Origin of the sequence: Neobacillus niacini, assembly GCF_030817595.1 — a bacterium.
Lineage (GTDB): Bacteria > Bacillota > Bacilli > Bacillales > Cytobacillaceae > Neobacillus > Neobacillus niacini_G.
In genome coordinates, this window is the sequence record NZ_JAUSZN010000001.1 from 5,734,919 (window position 1) to 5,757,232 (window position 22,314).

At 37.9% G+C, this 22,314-nt stretch carries 25 protein-coding genes and 1 other RNA gene; 19 read left to right on the forward strand and 7 right to left on the reverse strand.

Features of this window, described 5'->3' with window-relative positions; all coding sequences use genetic code 11:
• Positions 1 to 117: 117 nt before the first annotated feature.
• The 9 genes from sppA (at position 118) to QFZ31_RS27230 (ending at position 7,509) form a co-directional block, all read left to right on the forward strand.
• Complete coding sequence (gene sppA, locus QFZ31_RS27190) at positions 118 to 1,128, forward strand: signal peptide peptidase SppA (RefSeq protein ID WP_307309144.1); 1,011 nt, start codon at positions 118 to 120, stop codon at positions 1,126 to 1,128.
• Between the two features lie 48 nt (positions 1,129 to 1,176).
• Entirely contained in the window at positions 1,177 to 1,620 is a 444-nt protein-coding gene (locus tag QFZ31_RS27195) for an RDD family protein (protein ID WP_307311815.1), read from the forward strand.
• A gap of 80 nt (positions 1,621 to 1,700) precedes the next feature.
• Positions 1,701 to 2,393: a DUF2953 domain-containing protein gene (locus QFZ31_RS27200; RefSeq protein WP_307309147.1), complete on the forward strand. Its 693-nt coding sequence runs from the start codon at positions 1,701 to 1,703 to the stop codon at positions 2,391 to 2,393.
• 17 nt (positions 2,394 to 2,410) lie between these two features.
• Complete coding sequence (gene ytfJ, locus QFZ31_RS27205; protein ID WP_307309150.1) at positions 2,411 to 2,902, forward strand: GerW family sporulation protein; 492 nt, start codon at positions 2,411 to 2,413, stop codon at positions 2,900 to 2,902.
• A 170-nt stretch (positions 2,903 to 3,072) separates the two neighbouring features.
• Positions 3,073 to 3,573, forward strand: a complete 501-nt coding sequence (gene tpx, locus QFZ31_RS27210; RefSeq protein ID WP_307309153.1) for a thiol peroxidase — start codon at positions 3,073 to 3,075, stop codon at positions 3,571 to 3,573.
• A gap of 64 nt (positions 3,574 to 3,637) precedes the next feature.
• Positions 3,638 to 4,621 (forward strand): class I SAM-dependent methyltransferase, encoded by a 984-nt coding sequence (locus QFZ31_RS27215; protein ID WP_307309156.1) that lies wholly within the window; start codon positions 3,638 to 3,640, stop codon positions 4,619 to 4,621.
• A 240-nt stretch (positions 4,622 to 4,861) separates the two neighbouring features.
• The gene (locus QFZ31_RS27220) at positions 4,862 to 6,049 is read left to right on the forward strand and encodes an acetate kinase (protein WP_307309158.1); all 1,188 of its coding nucleotides are present in this window, start codon (positions 4,862 to 4,864) and stop codon (positions 6,047 to 6,049) included.
• 109 nt (positions 6,050 to 6,158) lie between these two features.
• Positions 6,159 to 6,995, forward strand: a complete 837-nt coding sequence (locus tag QFZ31_RS27225) for an EcsC family protein (protein WP_307309159.1) — start codon at positions 6,159 to 6,161, stop codon at positions 6,993 to 6,995.
• Position 6,996: 1 nt separating this feature from the next.
• On the forward strand, positions 6,997 to 7,509 hold the full coding sequence (locus tag QFZ31_RS27230) for a molybdenum cofactor biosynthesis protein B (protein ID WP_307309162.1): 513 nt from the start codon (positions 6,997 to 6,999) through the stop codon (positions 7,507 to 7,509).
• A 35-nt stretch (positions 7,510 to 7,544) separates the two neighbouring features.
• Here QFZ31_RS27230 and QFZ31_RS27235 read toward each other — a convergent pair whose 3' ends face one another.
• Positions 7,545 to 7,859, reverse strand: coding sequence for a hypothetical protein (locus QFZ31_RS27235; protein WP_307309165.1), 315 nt, complete (start codon positions 7,857 to 7,859; stop codon positions 7,545 to 7,547).
• 55 nt (positions 7,860 to 7,914) lie between these two features.
• Positions 7,915 to 8,367 carry a universal stress protein gene (locus tag QFZ31_RS27240; RefSeq protein ID WP_307309169.1) on the reverse strand — a complete coding sequence of 151 codons (453 nt, stop codon included), beginning with the start codon at positions 8,365 to 8,367 and terminating at the stop codon, positions 7,915 to 7,917.
• 102 nt (positions 8,368 to 8,469) lie between these two features.
• Between QFZ31_RS27240 and QFZ31_RS27245 the strand changes: the two genes are divergently transcribed.
• The 3 genes from QFZ31_RS27245 (at position 8,470) to ald (ending at position 10,297) form a co-directional block, all read left to right on the forward strand.
• Positions 8,470 to 8,628, forward strand: coding sequence for a hypothetical protein (locus tag QFZ31_RS27245; RefSeq protein ID WP_307309172.1), 159 nt, complete (start codon positions 8,470 to 8,472; stop codon positions 8,626 to 8,628).
• Between the two features lie 142 nt (positions 8,629 to 8,770).
• On the forward strand, positions 8,771 to 9,028 hold the full coding sequence (locus tag QFZ31_RS27250; protein ID WP_307309174.1) for a hypothetical protein: 258 nt from the start codon (positions 8,771 to 8,773) through the stop codon (positions 9,026 to 9,028).
• Positions 9,029 to 9,175: 147 nt separating this feature from the next.
• Positions 9,176 to 10,297 (forward strand): alanine dehydrogenase, encoded by a 1,122-nt coding sequence (gene ald / locus QFZ31_RS27255; RefSeq protein WP_307309177.1) that lies wholly within the window; start codon positions 9,176 to 9,178, stop codon positions 10,295 to 10,297.
• Between the two features lie 95 nt (positions 10,298 to 10,392).
• Here the strand turns inward: ald and ssrS are convergent.
• Both ssrS and QFZ31_RS27265 read right to left on the reverse strand, forming a co-directional pair.
• A non-coding RNA gene (gene ssrS, locus QFZ31_RS27260) (6S RNA) lies at positions 10,393 to 10,589 on the reverse strand.
• A 57-nt stretch (positions 10,590 to 10,646) separates the two neighbouring features.
• Positions 10,647 to 11,744: a M24 family metallopeptidase gene (locus QFZ31_RS27265; protein ID WP_307309179.1), complete on the reverse strand. Its 1,098-nt coding sequence runs from the start codon at positions 11,742 to 11,744 to the stop codon at positions 10,647 to 10,649.
• A gap of 173 nt (positions 11,745 to 11,917) precedes the next feature.
• Here QFZ31_RS27265 and QFZ31_RS27270 point away from each other — a divergent pair, with 173 nt between their 5' ends.
• The 3 genes from QFZ31_RS27270 (at position 11,918) to QFZ31_RS27280 (ending at position 14,347) form a co-directional block, all read left to right on the forward strand.
• Positions 11,918 to 12,598 carry a metal-dependent hydrolase gene (locus QFZ31_RS27270; protein ID WP_307309181.1) on the forward strand — a complete coding sequence of 227 codons (681 nt, stop codon included), beginning with the start codon at positions 11,918 to 11,920 and terminating at the stop codon, positions 12,596 to 12,598.
• 65 nt (positions 12,599 to 12,663) lie between these two features.
• Positions 12,664 to 12,900 (forward strand): hypothetical protein, encoded by a 237-nt coding sequence (locus tag QFZ31_RS27275; protein ID WP_307309184.1) that lies wholly within the window; start codon positions 12,664 to 12,666, stop codon positions 12,898 to 12,900.
• A gap of 127 nt (positions 12,901 to 13,027) precedes the next feature.
• Complete coding sequence (locus QFZ31_RS27280; RefSeq protein WP_307309186.1) at positions 13,028 to 14,347, forward strand: CBS domain-containing protein; 1,320 nt, start codon at positions 13,028 to 13,030, stop codon at positions 14,345 to 14,347.
• Between the two features lie 37 nt (positions 14,348 to 14,384).
• On the opposite strand, the gene QFZ31_RS27285 is transcribed toward QFZ31_RS27280, so the two are convergent.
• The gene (locus QFZ31_RS27285; RefSeq protein ID WP_179601830.1) at positions 14,385 to 14,693 is read right to left on the reverse strand and encodes a YtpI family protein; all 309 of its coding nucleotides are present in this window, start codon (positions 14,691 to 14,693) and stop codon (positions 14,385 to 14,387) included.
• 95 nt (positions 14,694 to 14,788) lie between these two features.
• Between QFZ31_RS27285 and QFZ31_RS27290 the strand changes: the two genes are divergently transcribed.
• Entirely contained in the window at positions 14,789 to 15,733 is a 945-nt protein-coding gene (locus tag QFZ31_RS27290; protein ID WP_307309188.1) for a DHH family phosphoesterase, read from the forward strand.
• A gap of 38 nt (positions 15,734 to 15,771) precedes the next feature.
• Here QFZ31_RS27290 and ytrI read toward each other — a convergent pair whose 3' ends face one another.
• Both ytrI and QFZ31_RS27300 read right to left on the reverse strand, forming a co-directional pair.
• Positions 15,772 to 16,275 carry a sporulation membrane protein YtrI gene (ytrI, locus tag QFZ31_RS27295; RefSeq protein WP_307309191.1) on the reverse strand — a complete coding sequence of 168 codons (504 nt, stop codon included), beginning with the start codon at positions 16,273 to 16,275 and terminating at the stop codon, positions 15,772 to 15,774.
• Positions 16,272 to 16,607: a YtrH family sporulation protein gene (locus QFZ31_RS27300; protein ID WP_045524254.1), complete on the reverse strand. Its 336-nt coding sequence runs from the start codon at positions 16,605 to 16,607 to the stop codon at positions 16,272 to 16,274. The genes ytrI and QFZ31_RS27300 overlap by 4 nt, the downstream gene beginning before the upstream one ends.
• 152 nt (positions 16,608 to 16,759) lie before the next feature.
• Here QFZ31_RS27300 and dnaE point away from each other — a divergent pair, with 152 nt between their 5' ends.
• The 3 genes from dnaE (at position 16,760) to QFZ31_RS27315 (ending at position 22,120) form a co-directional block, all read left to right on the forward strand.
• A complete protein-coding gene (gene dnaE, locus QFZ31_RS27305) occupies positions 16,760 to 20,122 on the forward strand; it encodes a DNA polymerase III subunit alpha (protein WP_307309192.1) in 3,363 nt (1,120 codons plus the stop codon).
• A gap of 128 nt (positions 20,123 to 20,250) precedes the next feature.
• Complete coding sequence (locus QFZ31_RS27310; protein ID WP_179601835.1) at positions 20,251 to 21,489, forward strand: NADP-dependent malic enzyme; 1,239 nt, start codon at positions 20,251 to 20,253, stop codon at positions 21,487 to 21,489.
• A 7-nt stretch (positions 21,490 to 21,496) separates the two neighbouring features.
• A complete protein-coding gene (locus QFZ31_RS27315; protein ID WP_307309195.1) occupies positions 21,497 to 22,120 on the forward strand; it encodes a FadR/GntR family transcriptional regulator in 624 nt (207 codons plus the stop codon).
• Positions 22,121 to 22,314: the final 194 nt, after the last annotated feature.

Here is a 22,314-nt window from a genome sequence, read left to right on the forward strand (position 1 = left end):
ATGAAACTTTTTATTTTTGATAAACTTAGGAAGTCTGCTTTAATTTTAGCATTATTTTGAAACAATATTAAATTATGTAAGGGAAAATTCATAAGAATTAAAGGAGGAGTCTAACGCATGAATGGGAAACGATGGGCCGCCCTTGGTATTGCAGCGGCATTATTTTTTGTATCTGTCGTAATTAACTTTTTATCTGCCTTTGCTTTTAAAGGGGTAGAAACTGATTTAAGTGAGCTCTTAGCTGCGACAGAGCTGCCTTTCACCGAGGAAGTTGTGCTGGAAGGAAATGAAATGAAAAAGATTGCCGTACTCGACGTTGATGGCGTTATACAAGATACAAACAGTGCGGAATCTTTCTTTCAATCCGCTGGATACAATCACCAAGGATTTATGAAAAAATTAGAATACATAAAAGAAGATGATACCGTAAAGGGGATTATACTTAAGGTTAACTCTCCCGGTGGCGGTGTAGTGGAAAGTGCTGAAATTCATGATAAATTAGTTGAAATTCAAAAGAAAACAAAGAAACCAGTCTATGTTTCAATGGGTTCAATGGCTGCCTCTGGCGGTTATTATATTTCAACTGCAGCCAAAAAGATTTTTGCAAGTGAAGAAACGATGACAGGCTCTCTTGGAGTCATCATGCAAGGAATTAATTATGAAGGATTGGCTGAGAAGTATGGCGTAGATTTTGTGACCATCAAAAGCGGCCAATATAAAGACATCATGAGCCCAACTCGCCAAATGACAGAAGACGAACGGCAAATTCTCCAACGTATGATTGACAATTCCTACGAAGGGTTCGTGAAGGTAATTTCAGAGGGTAGGAAAATGACCACAGACCAAGTAAAACAAATTGCCGATGGAAGAATTTACGATGGAAGACAAGCCAAAGAGTTAAATTTGATAGATGGCTTTGGATATCTAGATGATGTAATACAACAAATGAAGAATGACGAAAAGCTAAAAGACGCTAAGGTTGTCCGTTACACCGAGGCATTAGGTTTCGGTTCACTATTGAATTTAAAGGTTCAGAAATTAATCGGTACCGAAAATGATATGACCGGAATTATGGAAATATTATCAAGGCCTAATTCTCCACGTTTAATGTACTTATATGCAGAGTAGGGGGGAAACCAGATGGAAACTGAAAATCAAGAGGAATTTGCTAATTCAATGACAATTAAGGAACCCCATACTGTCTCTTTTCGTTTTGCCGGTTTTTGGATGCGGTTTTGGGCATACCTGCTCGATTTGATTGTTATAGGGAGCATAGAGAGATTAATCATTAATCCTCTATTTCGAATCTTAGAGATTCCATTAGTAGAATTTAATATGTTTGCTCCTATTTCAATTGCTTCAGCAATCATATTTTATTTATATTTTGTGTTAATGACCAAGTACTTTCATCAGACTCTTGGAAAAATGGTATTCGGATTAAGAGTGGTTGATTTGAAGAGTGAAAAATTGTCCTGGGGAACAATCCTTTTTCGTGAATGGATTGGTCGATTTATCTCGGCAACAATTGTTGTAGGCTATATTGTCGTTGCTTTTTTACCAAGGAAACAAGGTCTTCATGACCTATTTACAGACACTTCCGTTATCCATGTAGAACGATAAATTTTGACCCGCCAACGCTTGTTGGCGGGTTTATTTTTTTCTCTTAAGGTGATACTAATAGGCTGAAAGGGTGTGAAAAAATGAATTGGCTGGTTATAGTACTCATTCTTATCCTATTATTCATTCTTCTAATCATTTTTTCAAAACTAACGATTCGCCTTAATTATTTCCATCATAATGACAACGATGAATTGAAAATACAGTTTAGAATCTGGTTCGGCTTAATTCGATACACAATCAATGTACCGTTTGTCAAAATTGATGAAAACTCCCCAAGCATTGTCATGAAGGGCAATACAAAAATGGGAGATTCAAGTGAAAAACAGTCTCCGACAAAGGAAGCGCAAATCACAAAAGATGGTATCATATCAAAATTTACTAACGCAAAAGAAATCTTCCAGCATGTTGTTAATGTCAATATCATCGTAAAGAAATTTATGAAAAAAATAGTAATCAAACATTTTGAATGGCATTCGTTAGTGGGGGTAGGTGATGCTGCACATACAGCGATCATAACGGGTGCACTTTGGACACTTAAGGGAAGTATTATGGGGATGCTCAGTCACTTTTTGAGGCTGAAGGAAATGCCGGTACTATCAATCACACCCCATTTTCAATTGGCTATTATCCAAACCCATATCACATGTATTTTTCAGTTTCGTATCGGGTATGCTATTTTAGCAGGATTAAAACTAATTAAATTTTGGAAGGGCGGACGCCCAAATCTCAAAATGGAAACTGCCTGTTCAAAGGAAAAAACTAAAACCGTGTAAAAGAGGAGGAAACAGCTATGTCTGAACATCCAATTCAAGGTTTAATGACGACTGCGATGGAAAGTTTAAAAGAAATGATTGACGTTAATACGATTATTGGTGATCCTGTTGAAACTCCTGACGGAAGTGTTATTCTTACCGTCTCCAAAGTGGGCTTTGGATTTGCCGCTGGTGGAAGTGAATTTAAAATAGACGGGTCACAATCAAAAGGACAAGAAGAAGGTAAAGGTTCTCCTTCAAAGCTTCCATTTGGCGGAGGTAGCGGTGGCGGAGTCTCTATAACTCCAATTGCATTCTTAATTGTAAACTCAAAAGGTGTGAAAATGCTCCATCTTGACGAAAGTACCCACCTATATGAAAAGATTTTAGAATTGGCGCCTCAAGCGGTCGATAAGATTCAACAAATGTTCTCGAAAAAAAATGAGCAGCAAAATTCCCAGCAAGGAGCTCAGCAGGGATCGCAGCAATCCAAGCAAAACGAATCTCCAAAGCAAGAATTTGATATATAAGTTAAAAAGTTAACTTCCACATACAAACGGGGGAGGTTAACTTTTTTCATGAAAATGAAAGCTTAAATAATTGCAAAAAGAATTCTGAAAAGATATATTTACACTGTACATAATTGTAATGAAGGCGAAATGGATTTGCTTTTGTTCGTACTATAAAGGAGGATGTTTAAATGGCAAACGTAACTTTTAAGGGGAACCCAGTAACATTGCTAGGTAACGAAGTAAAGGTGGGAGAAAAAGCTCCTAATTTCAGCGTATTGGCGAATGATTTATCACCTGTAACCTTAGAAAATACAAAAGGGCAGGTACGTCTAATTAGCTCAGTTCCTTCTTTAGATACTGGCGTGTGTGATGCAGAAACTCGTCGTTTTAATGAAGAAGCAAATAGCTTAGGGGATGTAAAAATCCTAACTGTCAGTGTTGACCTGCCATTTGCACAAAAACGCTGGTGCGGAGCAAACGGAATTGAAAATGTTCAAACATTATCAGACCACCGCGACCTTTCCTTCGGAGAAGCATACGGTGTTGCAATTCAAGAGTTAAGATTATTAACTCGTGCAGTCTTTGTTGTAGATTCTACAGACACTGTTACGTATGTGGAATATGTAAGTGAGGCAACCAATCACCCGAACTATGAAGCAGCATTAGAAGCAGCTAGAAACGCAAAGTAATTTTTAATGGCGATTACGGCCTCGTCTATTGGATGAGGTCTTTTCTTTATTTGGAGGTGTTAGCATGAAAATCGCTCCAGTGGAACAGCTTTTCACACTATTTAATGAAACAGCTCTTGTTTTACAGGAAGAACTATCATGTACATATTTAGAGGCATTAGCCGAAACAGGTGAGAATTTATTTCACGGCTCCATCCTTCAGGAGGAAGTAAGTGAAATAACGGAAAAGAGACTCAATAAACAATACAAAGAAATCAATTTAGACAAATTTACAAAAGAAGAGATTCGTAAAGCGTATCAGCTGGTAATCTTAAAAGGAATGAAAGAAAATGTTCAGCCCAACCATCAGATGACACCTGATAGTGTGGGAATGCTGATTAGTTATCTAGTAGATAAGTTTATGGCCCAATCTTCCTTCCGATTATTAGATCCTGCCATCGGAACAGGTAATTTAGTAACGACGGTACTAAATCAATTGCAAAAAAATGTACAATCCATTGGTATTGATATTGATGACTTGTTAATTAAACTTGCCTATGTGAATGCAAATTTACAGGAACATCCGATTGAGCTTTTTAATCAGGATAGTCTCGAACCATTATTTATTGATCCCGTCGACGCTGTGATAGCTGATTTACCTGTTGGGTATTATCCAAATGATGTTCGCGCGTTAGATTACAAATTAAAAGCGGAAAAAGGTCATTCCTATGCTCACCACTTATTTATGGAGCAAAGTGTCCGCCACACCAAATCGGGAGGATATTTATTTTTTATCATTCCAAATGGCCTCTTTGAAAGTGATCAAGCACACCAGCTTCGTGATTTCTTTAAAGAAGAAGTCATTATTCAAGGGGTACTTCAACTGCCAATCAGTATGTTTAAGAATAAAAATGCAGCGAAAAGTATCTTAATCCTGCAGAAGAAGGGCGAAGGAATAGCTGCACCGAAACAAGCCTTACTTGCCAATCTTCCAAGCATATCAAGTGCAGTAGAGATGGACAATATCTTGAAAAAAATTGATAAATGGTTTCAAGATAATAAGCGATAAAACCGGGATTCGTAACGGTTTTATCGCTTTTTTATTGGTTTAGAACAATTAGAATAATGTGAATAAATTTTCATTTTAGAGGTAACCGTTTCCATCCAATTTCCTCCTTGAAATGTAATATATACAGTGATTAAATGAGGTGAAGAAGCAATAAACGATGTCGGTTTCGCGCAAAATAACCTTGTACGGAGTATTGCCTTCCCGAACCGATGTTGTTTTATAAAAGGAGCGGTAAACGAAATGTCTAAAATTATTGCGATTAATGCAGGAAGTTCTTCATTGAAATTTCAATTATTTGAAATGCCAAGTGAAGATGTTATTACGAAAGGGATTATTGAGAGAATCGGATTAAATGATTCAATCTTTACTATTTCTGTTAACGGTGAAAAAATTACCGAAACCATTGATATTCCTGACCATGAAGTTGGGGTAAAAATGCTGCTTGATAAGCTTACTACTTTAGGTATTATTCAATCATTAAATGAGATTGAAGGAATTGGCCACCGTGTAGTGCATGGCGGAGAAGAGTTTAATGATTCCGCTCTAATTACAGAAGAAGTTCTTAAGAAAATTGAAGATTTATCAGAATTAGCTCCATTGCATAATCCTGCAAACGTTACAGGAATTAGAGCGTTTCAAGCTGTACTTCCTAACGTTCCAGCTATTGCTGTTTTCGATACAGCTTTCCATCAAACTATGCCTGAAAGTTCTTATCTCTACAGCCTTCCATATGAATACTATGAGAAATACGGTATTCGTAAATATGGCTTCCATGGGACAAGTCACAAATATGTTTCCCAGCGTGCTGCTGAACTTCTAGGGCGTCCAGTGGAACAACTTAGACTCCTTTCTTGTCATTTGGGAAATGGTGCGAGTATTGCTGCTATTGAAGGTGGAAAATCAATCGATACCTCAATGGGCTTTACACCATTGGCTGGCGTAACTATGGGTACACGTTCAGGTAACATTGACCCTGCACTCATTCCTTTTATTATGGAAAAAACGAATAAGACTGCAGAAGAAGTTCTCGATGTATTAAATAAAAAGAGTGGAATGTTAGGTGTTTCTGGATTTTCTAGTGATTTAAGAGATATTGAAATTGAATCACGTAAAGGAAATGAACGGGCTCAGTTGGCGTTAGACGTTTTTGCTAATCGTATCCATAAATATATTGGTTCTTATGCTTCACGTATGTTTGGTGTAGATGCGATAATCTTTACTGCTGGTATCGGTGAAAACAGTGATGTTGTACGTGAAAAGGTCTTAAAGGGTCTTGAATTTATGGGCGTTTATTGGGATCCAGCTTTAAATAAAATTAGAGGTGAGGAAAGATTTATAAATTATCCTCATTCACCTGTAAAAGTAATCGTTATTCCTACAAATGAAGAAGTAATGATTGCACGTGATGTAGTCCGTTTAGCACAATAATTGTTTAATAAAGGCAAACTGTCATAAAGACGGTTTGCCTTTTCACATTTTTTAAGTATATTTCTTTGTGATATACTGGAAAGAAATAAGGAAGTTAGGGGGATTGCCTATGCCATTAACTGACCGGGAAACAGAGGTATTAAATGCAATTAGAGAGTGGGAGAAGCAATTATTAAATTACGAGGCCAATGACCTGCAGCTTACGTATGAAAAATATTTAGAGCGTTCTTTCTCTTTATTACCTGAGAAGGTTCAAAATCAATTTTTTTCAGTTATTGATACCTGGTTGTTCCATTTGCACGGTATGATTCAGGGCTCCCAAATACAGATGGATGCTAAGGAAAGAATCCTATCTTCAGGTCGTGTGTTTCGTAAAGAATTGCACCAAATTGAAGATTTGAAAAAATTAGATATTGATCAGTTACAATACATAGCTATGCAGCAAATTGCAAGGCACCGATTATACTCGTTTGCACAGGGGGGCTTAGCGGGGACAGGTGGACCGCTTCTTTTGGGTACAGACATACCAGCGATGGCCGTTATAAATTTGAGGGCGGTACAATTAATTGCCATGACATATGGTTTTGAGGTGAATACACCCTATGAGATGATGAGTTCCCTAAAGGTTTTTCATACCGCTACATTACCTCCCCGTCTTCAAAAACAGGGGTGGATGGTGTTGATGGACGAAATGAAAACAAGCCGTGATCATTACTTTTATGAAGGAAATGAAGAAATTACAGATGTAAGTTGGCTGGAACAGCCCATTCAACAATTACTTAAAGCGATGGTTATTACGGTGTTCCGAAAAAAGCTGATTCAAGGTATTCCGCTAGTGAGTATGGCCATTGGTGCAGGGACTAATTATCAATTAACAAGAAAAGTTACAGAATTCGCCCATAACTATTACCAATTGCGCTATCTTAATCAGAAAGAGGAAATCTAACATGAGTACAACGGAACATAAAGAAGGAGCTCCAAAGATTGTAAATTGTAAAGTCATTACCGTGAGTGATACAAGAAACAAGGACACAGATAAAAGTGGCAAGATGATGATAGAATTGCTAGAACAAGCAGGGCATGCCATTGTTGACTATGTAATTGTAAAAGATGAAGCCGCTCCTATAAAAGAGGCCATTTTACAAGGATGTGAGCACGGAGATATTGATGTCATCCTAACAAATGGAGGGACAGGAATAGCAAAGCGCGATGTCACGATTGAAACTGTTCAAAGTATATTAGATAAAGAAATAGTTGGATTTGGAGAATTATTCAGGATGTTGAGTTATCAGGAGGATATTGGCTCAGCAGCTATACTTTCACGTGCCATTGCCGGTGTAGTAAAGAATAAAGGTGTCTTTTCTACTCCAGGCTCTACAGGAGCAGTTAAGCTTGCAATGAATAAGTTAATCCTCCCGGAGATTGGTCATGTAGTAAGAGAAATAAAAAAAGATTTATAGAATAAAAGGAGCTCCCTACAGCAGGGAGCTCCTACTCAATTATGCATTTTTTCTGATACTGTTTGATTTGCTCGATACCAGAGCCATAAATCATTAATGATGGAAGCCAGTTCAGCTATATCACTATTTAATTCACATGATTTTTTAAAATTACTTTCATTCGAAAGTTGTGCTTGCTTTTGATTAATCGTACTTTCAAGTTCTGCAATCCGATCCGGAATGGAACCTCGAATTTTTTCCCAATGAAACAGGATTGCCTGCTGTGTTTCCTCGCTATAGTGTGCCCATTCCAATGCTAGATTGGGAATTGAAATGCCGAGCCGTTGATCGTATGAAAAATGTTCTTTCATGTGTTAGCCTCCAAGACATGTTATTATTTTATTCTACAACACATCAAGAAAGCATTCACGATTTAATTTTTTGTGTGCGGACAATGAGGACATCACATGGGGAGTAACGAGTAATATGTTCTGAAACACTGCCAATCAAGAATCTTTCAACTGCATTCATACCAGTAGCTCCGCAAACAATTAAATCAATATCATGTTTTTTAGCGATTTCCTTTGGAAGCTTCACTTTCGGAGATCCGTATTCGATTTCATAGTGGACATGGGTGACTCCTGCATCCAAGGCTTGGGTTTGATACTTTTCCAGCATATCAATGGCAAGTTTGTTCGCGCGTTCGGCAATATCTGGATCATATGAATCAATTAACAGAAATGACCTTGTGTCGATAACATGTGCTAATAACAATTTTGCTTCGTTTCTTTTAGCAATTTCAACCGATTTCTCTAGAGCCCACTCAGATTCTTTTGAACCGTCGATGGCAACTAAAATATGGTCATATCTTCCTCCCATGTTAATCCCTCCTCACCTAAATTATACAATATTTTCTAGGAGTAAGATGTTTCAATTTTTCGAAAAATAATAGTGAAAATACATCGAAGGGAGAATGAAATAATGTCTAAACGAGATCCTGGTAAGTCCTTTACATTTGAATTTAATGAGCAAGGAGCCAATGAGGTAAGTGAACAAATCTTAGACTCATACAATAGTGGCTTTATTGGACAAGATTTTGAAGTGACTAACGAGAAAACTGCACAGAACACAGTGGAATAAGTATTTATAGAGCTCGCCACAGGCGAGTTTTCCTATGTAAATGTCTATTAATTTTCATATAGCGGGGCATTTACCCAAGAATCTCATTTTAAGCCTGCATATTCTTTTAATGTGTAAGGAATAAAAATGAGGAGGAACTAAAATGCAAGAAATGACTAATTATATAGGGGCAATTGATCCTAACGATCAAAGGTTTGGTTTTGGATTCGGCAGACCAGGATTTGGTTTTGGTGGCTTTGGCCGTCGCCGGTTTGGTTTTGGATTTGGATTTGGTTTACCATTCTTAGGGGGATTAGCACTAGGTGCAGCATTAAGTCCAAGACCATACTATTATCCGTACCCATACCCATACCCTTATCCATATCCGTATTACGGGTATCCGTACTACCCTTGGTATTAAGTATTGCTAATGAAAAGAGCTTTGCGACCGCAGAGCTCTTAATAATGATTTCAAGAAAAATGCAATTTATAAAAGGTTTGGGATTTCTACATTTTTTTGGTAAAATTAAAGTGTTTTCAAAGTAAAGTATTTATTGGGGGTAAATAGATGCAAATCGGTATACCTAAAGAAATAAAAAATAATGAAAATCGTGTTGCGATGACACCAGCAGGAGTTTTTAATATACTTAAATTTGGACACGAAGTTTTTATTGAAAAAGGAGCAGGGCAAGGTTCCGGTTTCACAGATGAAGATTACGTGTCTGCCGGTGCAAAAATAGTAGATACTGCTTCTGAAGCATGGTCAATGGAAATGGTGATGAAGGTTAAAGAACCTCTGCCAGATGAATACCAATATTTCCGTGAAGGATTAATTTTATTTACATACTTACACTTAGCTCCGGAGCCTGAATTAACGAAGGCTTTAATTGATAATAAGGTAGTTGGTATCGCATATGAGACGGTACAACTGCAAAATAGATCCTTACCTTTATTAACGCCAATGAGTGAAGTTGCTGGAAGAATGGCTGCACAAATTGGAGCACAATTTCTAGAAAAAGTTCATGGCGGAAAAGGAATTTTACTTTCTGGAGTACCTGGAGTGCAAAGAGGGGCTGTTACAATTATCGGCGGTGGTGTAGCAGGAACTAATGCTGCGAAAATGGCAATCGGACTTGGGGCAAAAGTTACGATTATTGACCTAAATCCAGAACGCCTCCGTCAGTTAGATGATATCTTTGGATCGGATGTTACAACCTTGATATCTAACCCTTATAATATCGCTGAAGCTGTAAAAGGTTCTGACGTTGTTATCGGTGCAGTACTAATTCCAGGAGCTAAAGCTCCAAAACTAGTAACAGAAGAAATGATTCAATCCATGAACCCGGGAAGTGTAGTGGTTGATATTGCGATTGACCAAGGCGGAATTTTTGAAACAACAGACCGGATAACTACACACGATAATCCAACATACATTAAACATGGGGTTGTTCATTACGCGGTTGCGAATATGCCTGGAGCGGTACCAAGAACATCCACCATCGCTTTAACAAATGTGACAGTACCTTACGCCATCCAAATAGCCAATAAAGGTTTTAGACAGGCCTGCCTAGAGAATGAAGCATTGCTTAAGGGGATTAATACACTTGGCGGCTTTGTAACTTATGAAGCAGTCGCAGAAGCACACGCTCTGCATTACTCGGATACAAAAACTTTACTTGGACAAATGTAATATAAGTAGAAAAGGAAGAGATTGATCTCTTCCTTTTCATGTGCACAAAAATAAAGCCAGCTTCAAATCGAAGCTGGCAGTTTAATTTCATAGATTATAGAGCCGCATTTGCCGTACCTCATATAAGAAAGTTTTAAACCACCACTCCTCAAAGTGGGTGTTCGCAGAAGCCTTCCTGCTTGTCCTCCATGTCGTATAGACAGAGGCTTGTCATTATAGCTCCGATAGTAAAACTCCCTTTTACAGCTTAAAGGTTAAAACTTTATTATCACTACGAGCAACGCAGCTTGTATAAGTATAATACTGCAATTTCCTCAATAGTGCAATGGTAAAAGTAACTAAATTTTATCTACCTAATGATCTGTAATTCCTTAGGGAATTTGGTCAAAACCTTAGCTCCATCCGCGGTAATGAACACATCGTCCTCAATACGTACTCCTGCTACCCCAGGTACATAAATGCCAGGTTCGATGGTATACACCATTCCTTCTTCAATAATCAATTGATTTGTTTCTGTCATCGAAGGATACTCGTGTACACTGATTCCAAGTCCATGACCGAGACGATGCGGGAAGTATTCCCCGTAGCCTGCTTCTGAAATAATTCTTCGCGCTCTTAAGTCAATCTCAGCAGCAGTTACCCCTGGTTTACTGGCCTCTATAGCTGCAAGTTGTCCTTTTAGGACGGTATCATATATTTCTTTTTGTTTATCATTAATATCACCATACGCAACGGTTCTTGTAATATCTGAACAATAACGGTCTACTACTACACCTAAATCGAATAAGACTAAATCACCCTTTTGGATTTTTGTGGTTCCTGGGTTTCCATGAGGGGACGCAGCGTTTGCTCCTGTCAGGACCATGGTTGAAAACGACATTTCTGTTACGCCTTTTTTCTTTAGCGCATATTCAACTGCGTTTAGAACATCTAATTCTGTTCGACCTTCTTTAATTTCACTGCAGCCAACTTCGATAGCAAAATCAGCCAATGCACACGCTTCCTCAATAATTTTTAATTCCTTTGCATCTTTAATCATCCGCAGTTTTCTCATTTTTTCCTCAGCGGAAGTAAAAGCAGCATTTGGAAATAACGATGTCAACCGCTCATAACGTTCTACGTTCATATGTTCTTTTTCAATTGCGACGGTTCGGACAGTGCTGATTCTATTATTGATTGAGGTATGTACTAATTCCCATGGGTTATCGATATCGCTATAGCCGATGATTTCTTGGTTCCAGCCTGAGCTTTTGACATCATGGACCTCCATTCCAGGACACACAAGGAAGGGCTCTTCTTCTTGAAAAACGGCTAGAGCAAGTAAACGTTCATGTGGATTTGAGAAAAATCCGCTTAAATAATATACATTTTCAGAAGAGGTGATAAAGCTGACTTCAATCCCATTTTCCTTCATCCACGCTTGAAGTTTGTGCAAACGTTGGTTCATTTTTTCTCCTCCTAAACTATAAATTCCTATTTGAGGGTATCAATTTTATGTCCATGTGTAAAGAATCTTACTATAGCATGTGCTAATTTACCCCATTTATGGATATAAATGAGGAAGGAATTTAGAAATTTTTATGGAAGTACATACTATAAAGATTTTGGAGGAGATGGCTGATGAAAGTATCTTATCATGGACATTCGGTTGTTCAAATTGAATTGGATGGGAAAAGAATCATTATTGATCCATATATTAATGGTAATCAATTAACGGATTTAAAAGTGGAAAATCTAAATTTAGATGTCATTATCTTAACTCATGGTCACAATGATCACGTCGGTGATACCGTTGAGTTAGCCAAAAGAAACAATGCACTAGTAATCGCTAATCATGAGATTTCTACATTCTTAAGCTGGCAGGGTGTCAATACGCATGCTATGCATATTGGCGGGGCCCATCAATTTGATTTTGGAAAAGTAAAATTAACACAAGCGTTTCATGGATCAAGCTATACTACAGAAAATAATGAAATAATCTATTGCGGTATGCCTGCGGGTATCCTATTTATGGCAGAAGGAAAAACGATCTATCATGCTGGTGATACAGCATTATTTTCGGATATGAAACTTATCGGTGAGAGACATCCGATTGATTTAGCATTCTTGCCAATTGGTGATAATTTTACGATGGGGCCGGAGGATGCAGCCTATGCCGCAAAATTGTTAGGAGCTAAAACAATTGTCCCAATCCATTACAATACATTCCCGCCAATTAAGCAGGATCCTAAACAATTTATTGAAATGCTGGAAAATAAGAATGGGAAAGTTCTAGAGCCTGGCGAATTTATTGAATTATAATACTTTTTTATCCCTTCTCTGCATAAAGTAATACAAGCAGTTAGTATTGAGGGGAGACGAAATAATTGAAAAAAAACAGATATTTACTTTGCCTTTTACTTTGTGGATTCATGCTTTATTTTGCTGTTCCAAGACTATCGATACAAGCAGAAGGTCTTGAAGGGATTTTTTCGATTTCATGGCTAGCGTTTGCGTTAATTGTTATTGCGGGAAATCTCACAGCCATGTTATATAGCCCAAAAAAGGCAGCGAAAAAACGGCAGCAGCTTAGAGTTAATAAAAAATCCCGCTCTTATTATTGATAACCATACTACAAGGGGAGCCTGTAAAAACGGCTCTTTTTGTGTTGGTTTATTATTCAAATTAATGGTATAAATAATATATCAATTCTTATTATTAATTAAAGGGTTAAAGAAATGGGTGAAGGTCTTGGCTACAAAACATGAACAGATTTTGCAATATATTGATGAACTTCCTGTTGGGGAAAAAATATCAGTACGGCAAATCGCCAAGGCGATGACTGTTAGTGAAGGTACAGCTTACAGAGCAATCAAGGAAGCTGAAAATAAAGGCTATGTAAGTACAATCGAACGTGTAGGTACGATTAGGATTGAACGAAAGAAAAAAGAGAATATTGAAAAGCTTACCTTTGCAGAAGTCGTTAATATTGTGGAGGGTCAGGTTTTAGGCGGCAAGACTGGCTTGCACAAAACGTTGAATAAATTTGTTATCGGTGCCATGAAACTTGAAGCGATGATGCGCTATACCGGTCCTGACAACCTGTTAATCGTCGGAAATCGTACACAGGCTCAGGAACTTGCATTGAAAGCTGGTGCTGCTGTCTTAATAACTGGAGGATTCGATACCGACGACCATATCAAGAAGCTTGCTGATAGTCTAGAAATGCCGATTATCTCAACAAGCTATGATACGTTTACAGTGGCTACCATGATAAACCGGGCTATTTATGACCAGTTGATAAAGAAAGAAATTATACTGGTGGAGGATATCTTAACACCACTTACTGAGACTTTTTATCTTAAAACTTCTGATAAGGTTTCTAGGTGGCATACTCTCAATCTTGAAACCACACATAGCCGTTATCCGGTTGTAGATCAGAACATGAAGATTCAGGGGATGGTAACGGCTAAAGATATCATGGGGCAGGAGTCTGATACGACCATCGAAAAGATTATGACAAAACAGCCGATGACTGTTTCTGGTAAAACAAGTGTGGCATCAACCGCACATATGATGGTCTGGGAAGGAATCGAAGTTCTTCCGGTTGTAGATGATACCAATCGTCTTGAAGGGATCATTAGCAGGCAGGATGTATTAAAAGCCTTACAGATGAATCAGCGTCAGCCGCAAGTAGGAGAGACACTTGATGATATTGTTACAAACCAAATGGTGTTAATGCGTGGAAGAGCTAAAGGGGAAGAAGTGTATACCTGTGAAGTTACTCCGCAAATGACAAACCATCTGGGTACTATTTCTTATGGCGTTTTTACCACGGTTGTTTCGGATGCTGCGAACAGGGTATTACGGAGCTATAAAAAAGGTGATTTGGTTGTTGAGAATATGACCATTTACTTTTTAAAGCCTGTTCAGATGGAAAGTATATTAGAGATTTATCCGAGAGTGCTTGAGGTGGGCCGTAAATTTGGTAAGGTCGATGTCGAGGTCTTTAATGATGGGATCTTAGTTGGTAAGGCTATGATGATGTGTCAGCTGATTGATCGAAATTAGAAAATGAAAAAGCCGCTTGAAAATAAGCGGCTATCATTTATTTAGCATTGTAACTGGCTGCTTCTTCTTCGGCATATGGGAGATAATGTTTATACTTTTTAAAGCCAACCCAAGTAAAGATTCCGCCATACACAATAAAGATGATTGAGACAATTAGTGTGACCGTCGTTTGCGATATAAAAAATAAATGATTAATGCCAAATAAGAAGACAAATAGACCAAGTGCTATATTCGATTTGGCACTGAGCCATTTCTTTTCCACTGGCCGGCTGGTTCGAAAGTATTTGGTTTTATAAAATAAATAAAAAGCAAATAGTATGACGATGAAAAAAACTAGAACTGACATTACCTTTCCTCCAAGTCAAAAATTCTCTTATTAATTTTACATATTATTTTAAAAAAATACTACCCTTGCTTCAAAACAATAGAGAGGTGATCACATTGAATGAAAAAATTTTAGAAATGATCGAACAATATGAGACCATAATCGTACATCGCCATGTACGTCCAGATCCAGATGCATACGGTTCACAATGTGGATTAGTTGAGATTCTAAAAGCATCATATCCAAATAAAAAGGTGTATGCAGTTGGAAAAGAAGAAAGGTCGCTCCATTTTATGCGCCGTCTGGATTCTATTCCGGATGAGGTATACAAAGGAGCACTGGTTATTGTTTGTGACACCGCTAATGAGGAACGAATTTGTGATAGAAGATATTCACTAGGGGATAAACTAATCAAAATAGACCATCATCCCAACGAAGATCCTTATGGTGATTTATTGTGGGTGGATACAACGGCAAGTTCATGTAGTGAGATGATTTATGAATTTTATTTATTTGGTAAGGACAGAGGGTTAAAATTAAATGATGCTGCTGCAAGGCTATTATTTGGCGGGATTGTTGGTGATACAGGAAGATTCCTATTTCCAAGCACGACAGACAAAACCTTTGCTTATGCAGGAGAACTCATTCATTATGATTTTTCTCGTACCGAGCTTTTTGACAAAATGTACGAGCGTGATACCAATATTATTAAATTAAACGGCTATATTCTTCAAAACTTTGAAATGCAGGATAATGGTGTAGCTTCTGTGATGCTAACAAAGGAGCTATTGGATGAATACAACGCAGAGCCATCAGAGGCTTCATTACTCGTTGGGACTTTAGGCGATGTAAAAGGTATTAAAGCATGGGTGTTTTTTATTGAAGAAGAAGATCAAATCAGGGTACGTTTACGTTCAAAAGGTCCAGTCATTAATGGAGTTGCAAGAAAGTTTAAAGGCGGTGGACATCCACTTGCTTCTGGTGCATCAATCCATTCATGGGATGAGGTTGAGAATGTAGTAAAAGAACTTAGCGCTGTTTGTGACAACTATCAATCATAATGCAAAGAATCGGCCGCATAGTAGAGGCCGATTCTTTTTTAATGTTCGAATTCTATTTCTAATTGAATGGAGAGGGTGGTGAAGATAACCATTTCCCTCACATTTAGTTTGTACCGTTTGTCGTTTATTTTAACGGGTTTATTTTGAATGATTTTCTTGATTAATTCTTTGCTCTTATAGACGGTATCAATGTCCTTTGCAATCATCATACTAATATCATCTTTTACTGAATCCTCGATCTCTGAAACACTTAGTAAGTCTAGTTTATATTTTTCCCAATTTGTTATTTTTATATTGATTTTTTGGGTGGTTAGCTGTTCGATTGTACGTTTATTGATCTCTTTGTATTCTTCCTGCCAAATCTTTTTTTCTTCCTTTAAATCAATAATTTCTTCGCTTTGTTTATCAATTAATGCAGTATGCTCCTCCTGCCAAACACCAAAAATATAAATGAAGATACACCAGCTGATTGCACCGCCAATGACCATCCCTGCAAAAAAACGCTGCCACGAGGGTCGTCGATAATAGGGAGGAATTCTCACGATATATACTCCTGTGTTAACCAATTAATAATGAGTGCGCCTGTCTGGGCACCGCCTAACGCTGAAAGGATAATCAGGAGCTGTTTAAAAATGTCCCTTGTTTCTGCATTAAATAACCCTCTCTCAAAGGTGTAAACTGCATCAAATGTTCCGCCGATTGCAGCGACAATTGCCCATATTCTTAAGTCTGTCGACAGCCTGTAAACAGCTGTAAGCGGTGGTTGTCCAGTTAGAAAGGCAGCGATTCCACCAATTAAGGAACCGCCTAGAATAACGCCCAATGCAATAAAATAACTTTCAATAAATGTAGGAAAAAAACCAATTTCTTTCATAACCTCAACCGCCCTCACGGAATATCAATACCCTTATACATTTATATGGACAAACAAGCATGATTATGAATTTAAAAATAAGAACATATTTTCCTTTTTTTGAGTTTGGCTCTATAATATAAGTAAGAGTTTTTATTGGAAGGGGTGACAAAATGTCTTTTATTCACCTTCATGTTTATAGTGCTTACAGCTTGTTAACAAGCACAGCTTCGGTTCAAGAATTGGTTCATAATGCAAAGAAAAAAGGATTTAAGGCGATTGCATTAACCGATAGAAATGTGATGTATGGAAGTATTGAATTTTATAAATTATGTTTAAAAAACAATATTCAACCGATTATGGGGTTAACCGTTGATGTAGAAAGTGAACACAGGGAGCAAGAATCATTTCCATTAATCCTGCTTGCTGAAAATGAAAAGGGGTTTAAAAACCTTTTAAAAATTTCCAGTGCCGTTCAAACGAAAGCGGCAACCGGTATTCCTTTTAAATGGTTAAAACATTATGCAGAAGGACTTATTGCCATTTCTCCAGGGATTGAAGGAGAGATTGAACAAAATCTATTAAGCAATCAACAAGAAGAAGCGATCGCTATCATAAAAAAACTTCAGCTTATCTTTGGCAAAAAGTCATTTTTTCTAGGTGTCCAAAACCATCACTTAGAGGACGAAGCAGTCGTAACACAGAGGATTCAAGGTATTGCCGAGGAGCTAAGTATTCCATTAGTGGCTACAAATAGAGTTCATTACATAGACCAAGAAGATACGTTTGCTCATGAATGTCTATTAGCAATAAAAAATGGTGATAAACTGCAGGATGAGCACCGGGAAAGACTTGAAAGCGATCAATTTTATTTAAAAAGTGCAAATGAAATGGTAGAGGCATTTCCTGAATTACCCGAGGCCTTAGAGAACAGTATTACAATCGCTAGAAGGTGCATGGTAAATATCGAATTGAACAAAACCTATTTACCTGAATATCCGACAGAAAATAAGCTGTCAGCGGAAGATTACTTGGAAATGCTCTGTCAGAAAGGGTTAAAGGAGCGCTTTACTTCCCCTTCTAAAGAACACTATGAACGATTGTCTTATGAATTGTCGGTCATTAATTCCATGAAATTTAGTAACTACTTTTTAATTGTTTGGGATTTTATGAGATATGCCAGAGAGCATGGTATTTTGACCGGTCCAGGCAGGGGATCGGCAGCAGGATCACTTGTTGCCTATGTTTTGTATATTACCGATGTGGACCCGTTGTCCCATCAGTTATTATTCGAACGTTTTTTAAATCCAGAGCGGATATCCATGCCGGATATAGATATCGATTTTCCCGATCATCGTCGGGATGAAGTAATAGAATATGTTGCAAAAAAATATGGTGAATTACATGTTGCTCAAATTGTTACGTTTGGAACCATGGCTGCTAAGGGTGCGCTAAGAGATGTTGGCAGGGCTTTTGGATTGAATACGAAGGAATTAGAACAGCTGTCTAGACGTATTCCCGCGCGTCTTGGAATTAGCCTTAAAGACGCCTATAAAGAGTCGCAGCCACTTAGAGCCTTTATTGATGAAAGCCCAATGAATCGAAAACTCTATGAAACCGCATTAAAACTTGAGGGATTACCTCGCCATACTTCAACACATGCTGCAGGTGTCGTTATTAGTGAGAAGCAGCTCATTGAGTTAATCCCCATTCAACAGGGACATAATCATGTGTATTTAACCCAGTATTCAATGGAACATCTTGAGGAAATAGGCTTACTGAAAATGGATTTTCTTGGGTTAAGAAATTTATCATTAATCGAATCGATCTTGTCTTCTATACAAAAGAAGACTGGAAGAAAAGTGGATATTAAAACCATTCCATTAAATGATGAAAAGACCTTCGAACTATTGTCAAGAGGAGAGACAACTGGTGTTTTTCAGTTAGAATCAGACGGGATGAGGAAGGTATTATCGCGCTTGAAGCCTTCACGCTTTGAAGATATCGTTGCCGTTAATGCTTTATATCGTCCAGGACCAATGGAGAATATTCCGCTTTTTATTGACCGGAAACATGGGACACAAGCAGTAGAGTACCCACATGAAGATTTGAAACCAATCCTGGAAAACACATATGGAGTCATCGTATACCAAGAGCAAATCATGCAAATTGCCTCTACAATGGCCGGCTTTTCCCTCGGAGAAGCGGATTTGCTGCGAAGGGCAGTAGGAAAGAAGCAAAAGGATGTGTTGGATAGAGAACGAAATCATTTTGTCCAAGGTGCATTAAAGAAAGGTTATAATGTTGCACTGGCAAATGATATTTATGATTTAATTGTTCGTTTTGCAAATTATGGTTTTAATCGAAGCCATGCAGTGGCATATAGTATGATTGCATACCAGCTTGCCTATTTAAAAGCAAATTATCCCCTTTATTTTATGGCTGGTCTGTTAACATCCGCAATTGGGAATGAAACGAAAATAGCCCAATACATTTTGGAAACAAAACAAAAGGATATTGAAATCCTTCCCCCATCCATCAATTACAGCGGGTTTTCCTTTCAAGTAGAGAAGTCTGGTATCAGATACAGCCTTGCAGCCATTAAAAGTGTAGGTGCAGCAGCATTAAGAGAAATTTTTCAAGCAAGAAAAAGTAAAAGGTTTGAGGATTTATTCGATTTTTGCACGAGGGTGTCATCAAAAGCAATCAATCGAAAAACACTGGAGGTTCTCGTTCATTCTGGAAGTTTCGATGAATTTAACGAAGACCGTTCGGTTTTGCTGGCAAGTTTAGATGTTGCTCTAGAGCATGCACAATTATTTAAGGTAGACGATTCAAGCCAAGTAGAGCTATTTCTTGATGAATTTCAACTTAAGCCAAAATACGTCCTTGTTGATCCTATAAGATTAGAGGATAAGCTTGCTTATGAAAAAGAGGCTCTTGGCTTTTATCTTTCAGATCACCCTGTCGCGATTTTTGAAAAAAGACTTAAAACAGCTGGAGCAAATGCTTTACTTGAATTCTCGGCGAACCAAAGACGAGCTGCCGCTGGTGTGTATATAACATCTATACGGAAAATCAGAACAAAAAAAGGGGATTCCATGGCTTTCCTAAATGTAAGTGATTCAAGTGGTGAAATGGAAGCTGTTGCTTTTCCAGCAGTGTACAAAAAATATTCTCACTTGATCGAACCTGGGAGGTTTGCTGTTATAGAAGGGAAAGTGGAAGAACGTGAAGGGAAGCTTCAATTCAATGTTCAACAAGCCTCTGAAATCGAGACGTGGTTGAATACAAAAACGAAGCAGGATTCAATATTATATTTAAAAATAGCCAATGAAAAACAAGACGAGCACTCCTTAAACCATTTAAAACAATTATTTAAAGCGAATTCTGGGCAAACGAAAGTGGTTTTACACTATGAAACCAGCAGGAAAACGATCAGACTGGGTAGTGAGTTTATGATTCACCCTAGCGATAATCTCATGAAAGGATTACGTGATTTTCTGGGAACAGACAATGTAGTTTTAAAAGAATAATTCTTTACAACTCTTGCAGATGTGTTATAGTGGTAAATGAAGATGGTGTGGTCTGACCACTAAAAAACAGACTATGATTCATTGTATTTATCGATATCTTTTTGTACTAATTGAAGGGGTGACATATCTTGACATTACGGGAAGAAGCACTACATATGCATCGAATTAATAAGGGAAAGCTTGAGTCAAAATCAAAAGTACCAGTAAGAAATGCCAAGGATTTAAGTTTAGCGTATTCTCCTGGCGTTGCCGAACCGTGTAAAGATATTTATGAAAAGCCTGAAACGGTTTACGATTACACAATGAAAGGCAATATGGTTGCTGTAGTTACTGATGGTACAGCAGTGTTAGGTCTTGGTAACATTGGACCAGAAGCTGCGCTCCCTGTAATGGAAGGGAAAGCAGTTTTATTCAAAAGCTTTGCCGGCGTCGATGCCTTCCCAATTTGTTTAAACACAACCGATGTAGAGAAGATTATTGAAACGGTTAAGTTGCTCGAGCCAACTTTTGGCGGCGTGAATCTTGAAGATATCGCTGCACCGAATTGCTTTGTTATCGAGGAACGATTGAAAAAAGAAGCGAATATTCCTGTTTTCCATGATGATCAACATGGTACCGCTATTGTTACAGCAGCTGGTCTTGTTAACGCTCTTAAGCTGATTGACAAAAAAATCACTGAAATCAAAGTGGTGGCAAATGGTGCTGGAGCTGCTGGAATTGCCATTATAAAATTATTACACAGCTATGGGGTTCGAGATATTGTGATGTGTGATACGAAGGGTGCCATTTACGAAGGACGTCCGCAAGGTATGAATGACGTTAAGGCAGAGGTTGCAAAATTTACAAATCGTGATAATCTTACTGGTAGCCTTGAAGATGTAATAAAAGGTGCTGATGTATTTATTGGTGTATCGGTTGAAGGTGCTCTAACAAAAGAAATGGTTGCTTCAATGAACAAGGATGCAATCATATTTGCTATGGCAAACCCTAATCCAGAAATTATGCCACAGGCAGCAAAGGAAGCAGGAGCAAGAGTGGTAGGAACGGGTAGATCTGATTTTCCAAACCAGGTAAATAATGTCCTAGCCTTCCCTGGAATTTTCCGAGGTGCTCTAGATGTCCGTGCCACACACATAAACGAGGCAATGAAAGTGGCAGCCGTTGAGGCAATAGCCAGTTTAATAAATGAATCTGAATTAGATGAGGATTATGTCATCCCTGCACCATTTGATCCTCGTGTTGCTCCGGCTGTTGCTGCTGCAGTAGCAAAAGCAGCCATGGAAACAGGTGTTGCACGTATTAAGGTTGACCCTGAAGATATAAAAGAAAAAACAATGAGGCTCGCTATCATAGGTAAAAGTGAGTGATTGTTAAGTGACGAATACTAAAGTATATCTTGAGATTGTGAAACAGCTAAGAGAGATGATAGCTGCAGATAATTTGAAATCTGGAGATAAAATCCCATCTGAACGGGAATTATCAGAGCGCCTGAATGTCGGGCGCTCTTCCGTTCGGGAAGCATTAAGAGCATTAGAACTATTAGGCTTAATTGAAACGAGACGCGGTGAAGGCACCTTTATACGCGATTTTCGAGGAAATCAACTTGTACAGCTGCTTGGGACCTTTATTCTTCAAGATGAAAAGGCAAAGTTAGACGTTATTGAAACAAAGAACCTAATAGAAATGGATCTTCTTCGGTTAGTCCTAAATCGAGCTGATGAAAAGCAGGTAGTAAAGCTAAAAAGCTTGGTAGAAGCCAAACAATTAAATGATGATCAATTCTTTTATGAACTTATTGAACTAGCAGACAATTATCTGTTTTCAAGAATATGGTTAATATTAAAGGACTATCACCATTCTTTGAGTTTACAAAACGAAGAGTACAATCGTGATAGCTATTTAATGTTAATCGAAGCCTTGATTGGAAAAGATGAGGAAAAAATATTATCTGTTTATCGCAAATTAAGAAATTTGTCTATTTTAACCGACAAATACTAACAGATTTTGAAGTATTTTTCCTTTATAGTGATAGACAAGCAATCAAGCCCAATTGGATGTGGGCATTTTTAGTTTTTGGGTGGTCTGACCAATTATCGAGGTTAGGTTTGAATTGTCATTATTTAAGGCAAGACTTCAAATAAAGAATGATAAAAAAACTTGCCGATTGGCAGATTTTTCGAACAAGGAGGTTT